Genomic DNA, 14,155 nt, shown 5'->3' on the forward strand with positions numbered 1-14,155 from the left:
CGGCGTCAGCGGCCGGCCGCCGCGAGCGCCTCCTGCTCCTGTTCGAGCCCGATGACGCCGTAGTCCCAGCCCTTGCGGCGGTAGACGACGCTCGGCCGGTCGGTGCGCGCGTCGATGAAGAGGAAGAAGTCGTGCCCGACGAGCTCCATCCGGTCGACGGCCTCCTCGGCGGTCATGAGCTCGGCGGGGAACAGCTTCTCGCGGATGACGACGGGGCTCCACTCCTGCTCCTCCTCGCCCCCCGTCACGACGTCGATGGCGCCCGTGCTGACCTTCTCGATCATCTCCGCGGTGGCGGGGGTGATGTCGACGCCGCTGAAGCCGTCGGCGGCCGCCTCGCGCAGCGAGGTGGGGCGGTGCTGACCGCGGTGCACCTTGCGGCGGTCCTTCGCCTGGCGGATGCGTTCCACGATCTTGTCGAAGGCGGCGTCGAAGGCGGCGTACTTGTCGCCCGCCCCGGCCTCCGCGCGCACGATCGGTCCGGGACCGATGAGGGTGAGCTCGATGCGGTCGTCGCCGGAGGATCCGTTGGTCTCGTGGTGCCGGCACAGCTTCACCTCGAGGGCGAGGGCCCGCGGCGCGAGGGTGGCGATCTTGTCGCTCTTCTCGGTCACGTATTCTTCGAACCGATCCGGGATCCCGACGTTCCGTCCGGTGATCGTGACATCCATGGCGACCTCCCTGATCCGGCTCGAAGTGCCGCCTATCGATCAGGCGGTCGTCTCCTTCTCGCCTTTTCGCCCACCGTAGTCCGCCCTTCCCCGGATGTCACCTCCGTTTCGCTGAGCGCGAGGTGTGAGTGCCGGTTCCCCCGGGAAGCCGCCGCGGGGTGGCGGCGATCGTGACGGCGCCGAGCACCTCGGCGCCCGCGGCGCGGAGGGCGCGGGCCGCCTCGGCGAGGGTGGCGCCGGTCGTGACGACGTCGTCGACGAGCAGGATGCGGCGGCCGTCGAGGCGGGACCGGGCGCGGTGCACGCCGCGCAGGTTGGCGGCGCGCTCGGTGCGACCGAGGCCCTTCTGCACGGCGTGGGCGCGGGCCGGGCGCAGCAGCCGGGCGGGACGCAGGCCCGCGGCGCGCATCGCGACGATCACGGGGTCGTAGCCGCGGCGGCGCAGCGCCGCGCGCGTCGAGGGGACCGGGCAGAGCTCGACGGACGCATCGGGGGCGGCGTGCGCGAGCGCGGCGAGCAGCAGCGGGGCGAGGGGGACGGCGAGCGAGGTGCGGCCGTCCTTCGCCGCGAGCACGACCCGCTGCACGGTGTCGCGGTAGGGGGCGCCCGCGATCACCCGCAGCCCGCCGGGCGCCGTGGTCGCGATCGGCGCAGGCGCGACGCGGCGCCGACAGCCCGCGCACAGCGTGCGGTCGGGTCGGCCGCAGCCGACGCACGCGGTCGGCAGCACGAGGGCGAGCGCGTCGAGCAGCGCCTCGCGCACGGCATCCGGCAGCACCATGCGCCCAGCATCGCGCCGCCGCACGCGACCCGGAGGCGGCATCCGCCGAACTGGGGAGAACCCCTACTGCAGGGTGGCCAGGAAGGAGACGACGAGCCCCGTCGACTGCCAGCCGCCGCTCGCGCTGTGCCGCCATACGGTGCCGTCGGCGCCCCGCACCCGCAGGCCGTCGGCCAGGTTGCCGCCCACGAGCTGCACGCCCTGCGCGACCGTGCCGTAGCTCTCGTGCCGTCCGCCGATCCGGTACAGGTCGACGCGCGTCTCGTCGCCCTCCTGCGACAGCACGGCGACCGTCGAGGCGTCGACCCAGGTGGCGTCGAGCAGCGGCGCCTCCCCGACGACGAGCTCGAGCGGTTCGCCGAGGCCCACCGGCACGCCGTCCGCGTCGCGCACGATTCCGACGATCGTCACCGCGGGGCCGGCATCCCCCTGCGTCCCCACGAGCAGCCGCGAGCCGTCGCGCGACACGTGCAGCGCGCGGATCTCACCCTCCAGGTACGGGGTCGAGAGCGGATGCGGCGTGCCGTCGGCCGCGTACGCCACGATGCTGTGCGGGTCGGCCGCGACCGCCGACCACAGGTAGCCCTGCACGTCGAGCCCCGGGTCGACGATCCCGGAGCGCGGATCGAGCAGCGCCGGGTCGCCGTCGGCGGGCACGAGCCACGCCCCGGATGCGGTGCGCACCGCCGCCGAGGTCGCGTCGCGGCCGAGCGTCGCGCCGAGCGGCACGAGCCCCTCGACCGTCGAGCTGATGCCGGGGATCGAGCGCGCGCCGCCCGCGCTCAGGAAGCCGAACGAGCCGTCGGCGAGACCCGCGGGGCTCGACGACACCGAGAGCACCCACTCGGGCTTCGTGCCGCTGCCCACCTCGATCGGCAGCCCGCCGACCGTGAGCTGCACGCTGCTGACGTCGCCGAGCGCGAGGCTCGCGACGAGCTGCTGCTGCATGCGCCAGCGCGCATCCGCCGGCTGGGCGGCCACCTCGCTCGACAGGTCGACGCTCGCCGTGCCCGAGTCGATCGTCACGTCCTGCACCTTGGTGCCGCTCGGGAACGCGGTCACGAGCACGCCGTTCTGGTACCAGGTGGACTGCCCCGCGAGCAGCTCCGTCACGATGCGCTCCGGCCGCGACGCGGTGTCGGGGAACCAGCGCACGTCGGGCACGAGGAACGCGCCGCTCGGCTCGAAGAAGTACAGCGGGTAGGCGCCGAAGGTGGTGGCGAACTGGGTGGTCGACAGCAGGATGCCGGCGGGCGCGCTCGCGATGCGCCACTCGCCGTCGGCGTTCTTCGCGAACTCGTAGTCGAGCGACTGCGCCTCGGGCTTCGCGAGCTCGCTGTAGTTGCCGGTCGAGTTGACGAAGGCCTGCACGTTGACGGTGAGCCGCAGGCTGCCCTCCGCCACTGCGGTGGGGGTCGTGGGGCTGTTGCTGATGAGCACCCGCTCGGTCGGCGACCAGACGGTGCGGAACTCGTCGGTGAGGAACAGCCGCGCCACCGAGTAGTCGCCGGAGGGTGCGCGCTGCGCCGTCAGGAAGTTCGCGAGCAGCTGCTCGGGACTCGCCCCCGGCTGCGGCCCCTCGGCGATCGTCACGAGGTCGCCGCCGTCGTCGCCCGAACTCAGCTGGGCGGTGCCGACCGGCCCGCCCGTGGGGATGCCGGCGCAGCCGGTCAGCGCGACGAGCCCCGCGAGCAGGGCGGCCGTCATCCGGATGCGGCGGAGCGTCGGGCGGCTCATGCGGCCACCTCCCCGTCGGGCGGCAGCGCGAGCGGCGAGCCGGAGAGCTCGTCGCCGAGGCGCCGCGGCAGCGTCAGCCGGAAGCAGCTGCCCTCGCCCGGCTTCGACCACACGGCCAGCTCGCCGCCGTGCACCGCCGCGTCCTCGAGCGAGATCGCGAGGCCGAGGCCCGTGCCGCCCGTGGTGCGCTGCCGCGAGGGGTCGGCCCGCCAGAAGCGGTCGAACACCCGCTCCACGTGCGCGGGCGACATGCCGACGCCGTAGTCGCGCACGGCGATCGCCACGGCATCCTGGTCGGAGTCGACGTAGACGACGATCGGCTTCGCCTCGCCGTGGTCGATGGCGTTGCCGAGCAGGTTCTGCAGGATGCGGCGGATGCGGCGCACGTCGACCTCCGCCTCGAAGTAGCCGCCGGGCGCGACGAGCCGCAGCTCGCTGCCCTTCTCCGCGGCGAGGGGCTGCACCGCCTCGATCGACTCCTCCACGAGCCGCACCAGGTTGGTGGGGTCGGTCTCCACCTGCACGGCGCCCGCGTCGTAGCGGCTCATCTCGAGCAGGTCGGCGAGCATCGACTCGAAGCGCTCGATCTGGGTGTGCAGCAGCTCGGCGGTGCGCGCGGTGGTGGGCGAGAAGTCCTCGCGCTGGTCGTAGAGCACGTCTCCCGCGAGACGGATGGTGGTGAGCGGCGTGCGCAGCTCGTGCGACACGTCCGAGACGAAGCGCTGCTGCACGCGCGACAGGTCGGCCAGCTGCCGGATCTGGCGCTGCAGGCTGTCGGCCATCCGGTTGAAGGAGCGCGCGAGGGTCGCGAGCTCGTCCTCCCCCTTCACCGGCAGGCGCTCGCCCAGGTCGCCCTCGGCGAGCTTCTCGGAGGCGTCGGCCGCCACCCGCACCGGCCCGACCACGAGGCGCACGATCAGGTAGGCGACCCCGCCGAACAGCGCCACGAGGCCGAACCCGCCGAGCAGCAGGGTGGACTGCACGAAGTCGAGGGTGGCCTGCACGTCGGCGAGGTCATAGACGAGGTACAGCTGGTAGCGCCCCGCGGTGATCGTGTCGAGGATCGAGCCGGTCATGATGCCGGGATCGGCGCCCTCCGAGCTCTGCACCGCGATCGACTGCCAGGCGATCGTCGTCGCGTCGCTGTCGATCGTCGTCGCGCGCAGCTCGGACGAGACGGCGATCGCCCCCGTCTCGAACGCGGCGCTCGCCCGCGGGTCGACCGTGCGCGGCACGTCCTGGCCCGGCACCCACAGGAACGCCAGATACCGCGCGGTCGTCGAGCGCTGCACCGACGACAGCACGGAGTCGGCGGTCGCCTGCGCGTCGACCGTCTCGCCGAGCTCGGCGGCGGTCGTGAACATCGACTGCGCCTGCTCGGTGGCGCGGCCCGCCTCCGCGAGCACCTGGTCGCGGCGGGAGTCGAACAGGTTGGTGCGCACCGAGGTGGAGATGACGACGCCGATCACGGTCACGGCGACGGCCGACAGCAGCAGGGTGATGACGATGGTGCGCACCCGCAACGACCCGCGCCACAGGTGCACCAGGCGGTCCCGCCCGGCGCGCCAGTCCCACCGCACCCCGGGCTCCTAGGTGACGGCGCCCGCGCGGTAGCCGACCCCGCGCACGGTCGTCACGATGCGCGGGTTGTCGGGGTCGTGCTCGACCTTCGCGCGCAGCCGCTGCACGTGCACGTTCACGAGGCGGGTGTCGGCCTTGTAGTGGTAGCCCCACACCTGCTCGAGCAGCATCTCGCGCGTGAACACCTGCTGGGGCTTCGCCGCGAGCGCGAGCAGCAGCTGGAACTCGAGCGGGGTCAGGTTCACCCGGTTCTCGCCGCGGCGCACCTCGTGCCCGGCGACGTCGATCACGAGGTCGCCGATCTGGATGCGCTCCGTCGTGTCGGGCAGCGCCGGGCGCAGACGGGCCCGGATGCGCGCGACGAGCTCCTTCGGGTTGAAGGGCTTCACGACGTAGTCGTCGGCACCCGACTCGAGGCCCTGCACGACATCCGTCGCCTCGCCCTTCGCGGTGAGCATGATGATCGGCACGCCCGACTCGCCGCGCACCGTGCGGCACACCTCGATGCCGCTCATGCCCGGCAGCATGAGGTCGAGCAGCACGAGGTCGGGGCGCTCGGCGCGGAAGGTGTCGATCGCGATCTTGCCGTCGGCGGCGAAGAGCGGCTCGAACTCCTCACCGCGGAGGATGATGCCGATCATCTCGGCGATCGCGGGGTCGTCGTCGACCACGAGAATGCGCGCGTTCATGGACCTCGTTCGTTCCGTGTCGCCCGGGTTCGGGGTTGGTTCGCTCACGACAAGAGTAGTCGGGGTATGGAAGCATATGCCCAGTCGTGTGAGCGACTCTCGTGAACCAAGGGGGCCGGGTGACGCAACCGATCGGTGCCTTCCCCGCGCCGACCTGGACGCCGCCGCCGCGCGAGCCGTTCGTGCCGCTGCGTCCCCTCACCCTCGGGCAGATCCTCTCGGGCGCGTTCCGCACCCTGCGGCACAACCCGGCCGTCACGCTCGGGCCCTCGATCGTCATCTCGCTCGCCGCGGCGCTGCTCGCGCTCGGCGTCTCGACGTGGGTGATCGACCCGCTCGTCGACGGCTACGGCTCGGGCGCCGGCAGTTCGCGTACCTACGACTGGCTCGTCGGCTTCGGCGCCGGCCTCATCGGCTGGATGGTGGTGCGTGTGCTCGCGACGACGGCGGGCGTGCTGCAGCAGGGCGTCTCGGCCGCCGACGTGTCGCACGCGGTGCTCGGCCGTCGGCTGACGACCGTCGGGCTGCGGCGCCGCACGCGCGGGGTGCGCGGTCCGCTCGCCGCCTGGGCGGTCATCGTGTCGGTCGTGCTGCTCGTCGCGGGGCTGCTCGGGGCCGCCCTCATCGGCGCGGCCGCGATGGCCGACGCCGCGGGCAGCGTGCTCATCGCCGCGCTCGTCTACACGGTCGCCGCCGTGCTGCTCGCCTGGATCGGCACCCGGCTCGCCTTCGTGCCCTCGGTGCTCGTCGTCGAACGCCTGCCGCTCGGGCGGGCGATCGGACGCGCCCGGCGCCTCACCCGGCACCAGTTCTGGCGCACCTTCGGCATCCGCATCCTGTGCTGGAGCATGATCTGGCTCGCGACGCTGCTCGTCGGCATCCCCGTGCAGCTCATCATCGCCTGGCTCGGCTCGATCGTCGCGGGCAACGGCGCCACGAGCGACCAGGTCGTCATCATGCATCTGAGCGACATCGCCACCGCCGTCGTCGGGGCGATCATCGGGGCGATCGGCCTCGTCATCACGACCGCGACGGATGCGATCCTCTACCTCGACCTGCGGATGCGCCAGGAGGGCCTCGACCTGGAACTCGGCCGCTTCATGGAGCACCGCCGCCCCGGCACCCGCTTCGACCCGGCGGAGGTCGACCCGTACCGCACGCCCGGCGCCGCCGCGCCGGCATCCGCGAACCCGGGGGCGTCGGCATGGGGATGACGCCGCTGACGCTGCCGTTCGGCCCGCCGCTGGACCCGGATGCCGAGGAGGCCCGCCGGCTGCTGCGCGAGGAGCTCGCGAAGACGAAGTACCAGTGGGAGGAGCCCGCGCCGAGCGGCCCGAACTGGATCGACGAGCTGCTGCGGTGGTTCCAGAAGCTGCTCGACTCGCTGAGCGGCACGGAGTCGGTGCCCGCCTGGGTGGTCGTGCTCGTGATCGTCGGCATCGCCGTGATCGTGGTGGCGTTCCTCGTGTTCGGGGTGCCGCGGCTGCGCGCCCGCAGCGAGGTGGGCGCCGACGAGCTGTTCGAGGCCGACGACGTGCGCGACGCCGCCGCCATGCGCCGCGACGCGGATGCCGCCGCCCGCGAGGGCGCGTGGGCGCTCGCGATCGCCGAGCGCTTCCGGGCGATCGCGCGCGCGATGCACGAACGCGCCCTGCTCGCGACGCTGCCGGGCAGCACCGCCCACGACGTGGCGCGCCGCGCCGCGCGCGCCCTGCCCGAGCACGGCGCGGCCCTCGAGCGCGCCGCCTACGAGTTCGACGCGGTGCGCTACCTGGGCGACCGCGGCGACCGCGACCGCTACGAGACGATGGTGGCGCTTGACCGCGCCATCGAGCACAGCCGCCCGGCGGCGGCGATCGTGGAGGACCAGGTCGACCGCAGCGAGTGGGTGAAGCCGTGAGCCGCGCGCTGCGGGCCGGGCTCGGCTGGGCCGCACTCGCCGTCGTCGTCGTGCTCGTGGCGCTCACCGTGTGGGCGGCGGGCCGCGACTCGACCGTCGGCGACCACCTGCGCAACCCCGACGACCGCTCGCCGGTCGGCTCGCTCGCCCTCGCCGAGGTGCTGCGCGCGCAGGGCGTCGACGTGCAGGTGACGCGCTCCTTCTGGGAGACCGAGGATGCCGTCAGCCTGTACTCCGACACGACCGTGCTCGTCGACGACGACTGGTGGGTGCTCACCCCGGAGGCCTACGGGGAGCTCGCGCACATCGCCGACCACTTCCTGCTCGTGCTGCCGAACGACGACGCCCTCGCGGCTCTCGCCCCCGGCGTCGAGTACGCGGGCTTCACGGGCGGTGAGCTGTCGGCATCCTGCGAGCTGCCGGCCGCCGCGCGCGCCGAGCGGATCGAGGCGGCGGGCGACGCCTACCGGGTCGACGCGGATGCCGTGGGCTGCTTCCCGAACGAGGCCGGCGACGGCTATTCGCTCGTGCGCGCCGACTACGAGACGCGCGAGGTGACGGTGCTCGGCGCCGCGGACCTGCTGCGCAACGACACCATCACGGGCTCCGGCAACGCCGCCCTCGCCCTGGGCCTGCTCGGCGAGCGCCGCCACCTGGTCTGGTATCAGCCCGACTTCGACGACTACTCCTGGGAGCCGGAGGGCAGCCTCGCCTCGCGCCAGGCCGACTGGTTCGCGCCGCTCGTCGTGCTCGTGCTGCTCGTCGGCGTGGCCGCGGCGGTCTGGCGGGGTCGCCGGATGGGGCCCGTCGTCGTCGAGGACCTGCCGGTCGAGGTGCGCTCGAGCGAGACGATGGACGGCCGCGCGCGGCTCTACGAGCGCGGCGGCTCCCGCAACCACGCGCTCGGCACCCTGCGCTCGGCGACCGTGGCACGGCTCGCCCGCACCCTCGGGCTCGCCCGCACCGCCACCCTCGACGAGGTGATCGCGACCACCGCCGCCACGACGGGCCGCGACCCGAACGTCGTCGACGCGCTGCTGCGCTCGGCCACGGCATCCGACGACCGCTCCCTCGTGCGGCTCTCCGACGAGCTGCTGCGCCTCGAACGCGACGTCGCCCGCGACGTGACGCCGCGCTGAGGCCGACCAGACCCATACCGCAGACAGAATGGACGACATGAGCACCACATCCGAACTCCGCGACGCCCTGTCGCGTGTCCGCGTCGAGGTCGGCAAGGCGGTGGTGGGCCAGGACGGCGCCGTCACCGGGCTGCTCATCGCGCTGCTCGCCGACGGGCATGTGCTGCTGGAGGGCGTGCCGGGCGTCGCGAAGACGCTGCTCGTGCGCTCGCTCTCGCGGTCGCTGAGCCTCGAGACGCGGCGCGTGCAGTTCACCCCCGACCTCATGCCGGGCGACATCACCGGCTCGGTCGTCTACGACCCGAAGACGGGCGAGTTCGAGTTCCGTGAGGGGCCGGTGTTCACCAACATCCTGCTCGCCGACGAGATCAACCGCACGCCCCCGAAGACCCAGTCGGCGCTGCTGGAGGCGATGGAGGAGCGGCAGGTGTCGGCCGACGGGGTGACCCGCAAGCTGCCGGCGCCGTTCCTGGTGGCGGCGACCCAGAACCCGATCGAGTACGAGGGCACCTACACGCTGCCCGAGGCGCAGCTCGACCGCTTCCTGCTGAAGCTCGTGCTCGAGCTGCCGGCGCGCGACGCCGAGGTGGAGGTGCTGAACCGGCACGCGGGCGGCTTCGACCCGCGCGACCTGGAGGCGGCCGGGGTGACCCCGGTGGTGGATGCGGCCACCCTGCAGGCGGCGCAGGCCGACGTGCGGCGGGTGCCGGTGAGCGCCGACGTGCTCGGCTACGCGGTCGACCTGGCGCGCGGCACCCGGCAGAGCCCCTCGGTGCGGCTCGGGGTGAGCCCGCGCGGCACGACGGCGCTGCTCGCCGCCTCCCGCGCCTGGGCGTGGCTGTCGGGGGCTCCGGGCGTGACGCCCGACCACATCCAGGCGATGGCGTTGCCGGTGCTGCGGCACCGCATCCAGCTGCGTCCCGAGGCGGAGCTGGAGGGCGTGGGGGCGGATGCCGTGCTGCGCTCGGTGATCCAGCAGGTTCGCGTTCCCATCTGAGCGATGGCGATCTCGGGCTGGTTCGTGCTGGCGCTCGCGGTGGGCGCCGTGCCCGTCGTGCTGCTCGGCGGCTGGGCGGGGCTGGGGGTGTGGGGCGCGTTCCTGGTGCTCGCGGGCACCGCGGATGCGTTGCTCGCCGGCTCGCCGATCGCGCTGCGCATCGCCCGCGAGGTGCCCGCCCGCACCCGGCTCGGCGAGCAGGTGCCGACCACGCTCACCGTCTACAACGGCGGACGCCGCACGGTGCGCGGGTTGCTGCGCGACGCGTGGCAGCCGTCGGCGGGGGCTGCTCCGTCGCGGCAGCCCGTCTCCGTGCCGCCCGGCGAGCAGAGGCTCGTGCACACGACGCTCACCCCCATCCGCCGCGGCGAGCTGCGGGCGGCGGGGGTCACGGTGCGGGCGTGGGGTCCGCTGCACCTGGTGGCGCGGCAGCGCACCCTGCGGGTGCCGGGCGCGATCCGGGTGCTGCCGCCGTTCGCCTCCCGGCGCCACCTGCCGTCGCGGATCGCGCGGCTGCGTGAGCTGGACGGCCGCACGGCGCTGCTCGTGCGCGGCCAGGGCACCGAGTTCGACAGCCTGCGCGAGTACGTGCGCGGCGACGACGTGCGCTCGATCGACTGGCGCGCGACGGCCCGCCGCCGCGACCCGGCGGGCGGCGGTGCGAAGCTCGTGGTGCGCACCTGGCGCCCGGAGCGCGACCGCCGCATCGTGCTCGTGGTCGACTCGGGGCGCACCGCGGCGGCCCGCATCGCCGACGAGGTGCGGCTCGACACCTCCTTCGAGGCGAGTCTGCTGCTGGCGGCGCTCGCCACCCGCGCGGGCGACCGCGTGGACCTCGCCGTGTACGACCGCCGGGTGCGCGGGCGCGTTCAGGGGGCGACGGGTGCGCAGCTGCTGGCGCGCATGGTGGATGTGCTGGCGCCGATCGAGCCGGAGCTGCTGGAGCCGGACTGGTACGGCGTGCCGGGGCTCGTGCGCTCCATCACGCCCCACCGGGCGCTCGTGGTGCTGCTGACCTCGATCGACGCGCCCGGCTCGGCGCGGCCGCTGCTGGCGATGCTGCCCGAGCTGACCCGCCACCACACGGTCGTGGTGGCCTCGGTCACCGACCCGGATGTGGTGGCGGCGACGGCGCAGCGCGACAGCGGCGAGGGCGTCTACCGTGCGGCCGCCGCCGAGCGCGCCCTGCTCGACGCCCAGCGCGTGGCCGCCGCCATCCGCCGCCTCGGGGGCGACGTGGTGACGGGTGCCCCGCAGGATCTGCCCCCGGCCCTCGCCGACCACTACCTCGCGCTGAAGGCCGCCGGCCGCCTCTGACCCCTTCCGCTGGTTGAGTAGCGGCCGCAGGCCGCGTATCGAAACCCACGACGGACGCCCCTCGAAGGGGCGCCCGTCGTCGGTGAGGCCCCACCCGACCCCGTCTGCACGGGTTTCGATACGCCCGCTGCGCGGGCTACTCAACCAGCGGAGGGGGGCCGCTGCGCGGGCTACTCAACCAGCGGGATGGGTGCAGCCGCATCCCTCAACTATCGAGATGTGGGCGCCCCGCCTCAGCTCGCGCGACGCAACCGTTGCAGCGCGAGGCTGCGCGTCGGCAATGCCACCGTCACCCCGTCGGGCTTCTCCAGGTGGTACTCGCCCCCGTTCCGCCGTACCCGCCACCTTCGGTTGTGGACGAGCAGGTGGCAGAACCGGCACAACAGCACCCCGTCGTCGACGTCCGTTCGGCCGTGATGTTCATCCCAGTGGTCGATGTGATGCGCCTCGCACCACGACGGCGGCCTATCGCACATCAAACATCCGCCGTCGCGGGCGGCGATCGCCACCCGCTGCTTCTCGCTGAACAGCCGCTGCGCCCGCCCCAGGTTCAGCACCCGCCCGTCACCGTCGAACAGGATCGGGATCGCCCCCGACTCGCAGATGAACCGCTCCGCAGTCGCCACGGACACGGCCTGCGTCTGCCCCTCGAAGTACGCCACCCCGACACCCGCCCGAAGGTCGCGCTCGGTCACCAGCACCCGCACCGCAGGCTTCCGATCCCCCAGCAGGGTGCCGTCGTCGAGCCGGGACCCGATCCGCACCACCTCGACCAACGTGTCGAGCGCGAGCTGCTCCGTCGTGCGCTCATCACGCACCAGGTCTTCGGCACGCGCCACCGCATCCGGATCCACGAACCGCGGACCCCCACGCCGCGGCGAGGTGCCCGCCTCCACCACCGGCAGCAGCACCGCCGCCGACTCCGGGTCGAGCACCCCCGCAAGGCCCGTCAACCCGTCGCGCCGCTTCCAGAACCGCAGAGACCGCTGCTCACGCAAGGCCTCCTCACGCCCCGCCACGCCCACCACATCCAGCTCGTCACGCACGAACCCCGCCCGCACCGCCAACTGCTCGATGGGCAGCGACGCCGCCTCCGCGACCAGCCGCTCGGCAGCCGCGGTGAGCGCGGCATCCGTCTCGGGGCGGGCGCCGACGGCGGCCAGCCGCGTGCGGATCACCTCGGCGGCCTCGGTCGAGATGGCGGCTGCCGCGACCGCCTCGCCGATCACCTGCATCCATCGCGGCGTCGGCGCGGCCAGCGGAGCCGCCGGCAGCAGTTCGGCGGCCTTCACGAGGGTGCGGGCGTCGCGCGTGGAGGTGCCCGACAGCTGCGAGATGAGCCCCTCGGCGGTGCGCTGGCCCTGAGACTGCGCGAGCCCGCTGTGGCCCAACTCGCGGCGCGAACGATGCGCGATCTCGCCCGCCACCGTGGCGGCGAGGGAGTCGACCCGGCGGCGCACCTCGGCCAGTTGACGCTGCGCGGCGAGAAGCCCGCCGTCGTTCAGCAGCGCGACCGCGGGAGGGGCGAACGGCACCGACAGGTCGCCCAGAGCGGCGAGGGTGTCGGTGAAATCGGGCATGCCCCATTGTCGCAGGTTTCGAACATATGTTCTAGTGTTTCCGGCGATCTGTGGAGAACTCCGGGGCGTCCCGCGAAGCGGGCCCCCGCCGCCGCCGATTGAGGAGCCGCGAGGCGCCCCCTCCGCGGGTTGAGTAGCCCGCGCAGCGGGCGTATCGAAACCCGTGCAGGCGTGGACACGTGGGGCCTCACCGACGACGGGCGCCCCGTCGAGGGGCGTCCGTCGTGGGTTTCGATACGCGGCCTACGGCCGCTACTCAACCAGCGGGAGGGTGCGGCTGCGGCCGCTACTCAACCAGCGGGAGGGTGCGGCCTGCGGCCGCTACTCGACCAGCGGGGATGCCGCGGCAGCATCCGCCGCCGCGGTGCCGGGGCGGTTCGCCGCCACCCACCCCTCGAGGTTGCGCTGCGGCGCCACGTTCACCGCGAGCGCCCCCGCGGGTACGTCTTTCCGCACGACGGTGCCGGCGCCCGTGTAGGCGCCGTCGCCGATCGTGACGGGCGCGACGAAGACGTTGTGCGATCCGGTGCGCACGTGCGATCCGACGGTGGTGCGGTGCTTCGCGACCCCGTCGTAGTTGGCGGTGATGGTGCCGGCGCCGATGTTGGAGCCCTCCCCCACCTCGGTGTCGCCGATGTACGACAGGTGCGGCACCTTCGACCCACGGCCGATGCGGGCGTTCTTGGTCTCCACGAAGGTGCCGATCTTGCCGCCGCCCGCGAGCTCGGTTCCGGGCCGCAGGTAGGCGAACGGCCCCACGGTGGCGTACGCGCGGATCACGGCGAGCGTCGCATCCGTGCGCGAGATGACGGCCCCCTCCCCCACCTCGCAGTCGACGAGAGTGGTGTCGGGCCCGATGACGGCGTCCCGGTCGATGCTGGTGGCGCCGGCGAGGCGGGTGCCGGGCAGCAGCTCGGTGTCCTGCCCGATGGAGACGGTGAGGTCGATCCAGGTGGTGGCGGGGTCGTGCACGGTCACCCCGTTCAGCTGGTGCCCGCGCACGATCATGGCGTTGAGCCGCGCGGCCTGCTCCGACAGCTGCGCCCGGTCGTTGACGCCGGCGACGCGCCAGCTGTCGGCGACGGGTACGGCGGCGACGGGGGCGGATGCGGCCCGCAGCAGCGCGACGACGTCCGTCAGGTACTTCTCCCCTTGGGCGTTGGCGAGCCCCACCTGCGGCAGCAGCTCACGCAGGGCGGATGCCGCGAAGACGTAGCTGCCCGAGTTCACCTCGGTGAGGGCGAGCTCGGCCTCGCTCGCGTCCTTGTGCTCGACGATGGCGCGCACCGCCCCGTCGGCGTCGCGCACGATGCGTCCGTACCCGGTGGCGTCGTCGAGCACGGCGGAGAGGATGGTGGCGGATGCCGCGGCCGCCCGGTGCTGGGCGACGAGCGCCGCCAGTGTGTCGGTGTCGAGCAGCGGCACGTCGCCGGAGATCACCACCACCTCGCCGTCGAAGTCGGCGGGGAGTGCGGCGACGGCGAGCTCGACGGCGCGGCCGGTGCCGGGCACCTCGTCCTGGTCGACCACCACGGCATCCGCGGAGTACTCGGTGACGCACGCCGCCACCTCGTCGCGCTGGTGCCGCACGACCACCTCGACGTAGGCGGGCTCGAGGTGCCGCGCCGTGGTGAGCACGTGCGCGATCATCGGCAGCCCGGCGATCGGATGCAGCACCTTGGCGCGCCGGGATCGCATGCGCGTGCCTTCCCCTGCAGCGAGCACGATGACGGCGAGTCGGGGGTCGGTCATGGCTCCATTCT

General features: G+C 73.7%; 12 protein-coding genes. 5 read left to right on the forward strand and 7 right to left on the reverse strand.

Features of this window, described 5'->3' with window-relative positions; all coding sequences use genetic code 11:
• Positions 1-5: 5 nt before the first annotated feature.
• The 5 genes from hpf to mtrA form a co-directional block, all read right to left on the reverse strand.
• Positions 6-671: a ribosome hibernation-promoting factor, HPF/YfiA family gene (gene hpf, locus D7I47_RS02125; RefSeq protein WP_120761508.1), complete on the reverse strand. Its 666-nt coding sequence runs from the start codon at positions 669-671 to the stop codon at positions 6-8.
• Positions 672-768: 97 nt separating this feature from the next.
• Complete coding sequence (locus tag D7I47_RS02130; protein WP_120761509.1) at positions 769-1,452, reverse strand: ComF family protein; 684 nt, start codon at positions 1,450-1,452, stop codon at positions 769-771.
• 63 nt (positions 1,453-1,515) lie between these two features.
• On the reverse strand, positions 1,516-3,189 hold the full coding sequence (locus D7I47_RS02135) for an LpqB family beta-propeller domain-containing protein (RefSeq protein ID WP_120761510.1): 1,674 nt from the start codon (positions 3,187-3,189) through the stop codon (positions 1,516-1,518).
• Complete coding sequence (mtrB, locus tag D7I47_RS02140) at positions 3,186-4,769, reverse strand: MtrAB system histidine kinase MtrB (protein ID WP_120761511.1); 1,584 nt, start codon at positions 4,767-4,769, stop codon at positions 3,186-3,188. Before mtrB ends, D7I47_RS02135 begins: the two co-directional genes overlap by 4 nt.
• Positions 4,770-4,778: 9 nt before the next feature.
• Complete coding sequence (gene mtrA / locus D7I47_RS02145; RefSeq protein WP_120761512.1) at positions 4,779-5,459, reverse strand: MtrAB system response regulator MtrA; 681 nt, start codon at positions 5,457-5,459, stop codon at positions 4,779-4,781.
• Between the two features lie 119 nt (positions 5,460-5,578).
• Between mtrA and D7I47_RS02150 the strand changes: the two genes are divergently transcribed.
• Genes D7I47_RS02150 through D7I47_RS02170 form a run of 5 tightly spaced genes read left to right on the forward strand, consistent with a single transcriptional unit; the run spans position 5,579 to position 10,812 of the window.
• Positions 5,579-6,673 carry a hypothetical protein gene (locus tag D7I47_RS02150; RefSeq protein WP_120761513.1) on the forward strand — a complete coding sequence of 365 codons (1,095 nt, stop codon included), beginning with the start codon at positions 5,579-5,581 and terminating at the stop codon, positions 6,671-6,673.
• The gene (locus D7I47_RS02155) at positions 6,670-7,359 is read left to right on the forward strand and encodes a DUF4129 domain-containing protein (RefSeq protein ID WP_120761514.1); all 690 of its coding nucleotides are present in this window, start codon (positions 6,670-6,672) and stop codon (positions 7,357-7,359) included. The genes D7I47_RS02150 and D7I47_RS02155 overlap by 4 nt, the downstream gene beginning before the upstream one ends.
• A complete protein-coding gene (locus D7I47_RS02160) occupies positions 7,356-8,498 on the forward strand; it encodes a DUF4350 domain-containing protein (protein WP_120761515.1) in 1,143 nt (380 codons plus the stop codon). Before D7I47_RS02155 ends, D7I47_RS02160 begins: the two co-directional genes overlap by 4 nt.
• 37 nt (positions 8,499-8,535) lie before the next feature.
• Positions 8,536-9,495, forward strand: coding sequence for an AAA family ATPase (locus tag D7I47_RS02165; protein WP_120761516.1), 960 nt, complete (start codon positions 8,536-8,538; stop codon positions 9,493-9,495).
• Between the two features lie 3 nt (positions 9,496-9,498).
• Positions 9,499-10,812, forward strand: a complete 1,314-nt coding sequence (locus D7I47_RS02170) for a DUF58 domain-containing protein (protein WP_120761517.1) — start codon at positions 9,499-9,501, stop codon at positions 10,810-10,812.
• Between the two features lie 233 nt (positions 10,813-11,045).
• Here D7I47_RS02170 and D7I47_RS02175 read toward each other — a convergent pair whose 3' ends face one another.
• Entirely contained in the window at positions 11,046-12,392 is a 1,347-nt protein-coding gene (locus D7I47_RS02175) for an HNH endonuclease signature motif containing protein (RefSeq protein WP_120761518.1), read from the reverse strand.
• A gap of 321 nt (positions 12,393-12,713) precedes the next feature.
• Positions 12,714-14,144 (reverse strand): bifunctional UDP-N-acetylglucosamine diphosphorylase/glucosamine-1-phosphate N-acetyltransferase GlmU, encoded by a 1,431-nt coding sequence (gene glmU, locus D7I47_RS02180; protein WP_120761519.1) that lies wholly within the window; start codon positions 14,142-14,144, stop codon positions 12,714-12,716.
• Positions 14,145-14,155 lie beyond the last annotated feature (11 nt).

Source organism: Protaetiibacter intestinalis, from assembly GCF_003627075.1.
Taxonomy (GTDB): Bacteria; Actinomycetota; Actinomycetes; order Actinomycetales; family Microbacteriaceae; genus Homoserinibacter; species Homoserinibacter intestinalis.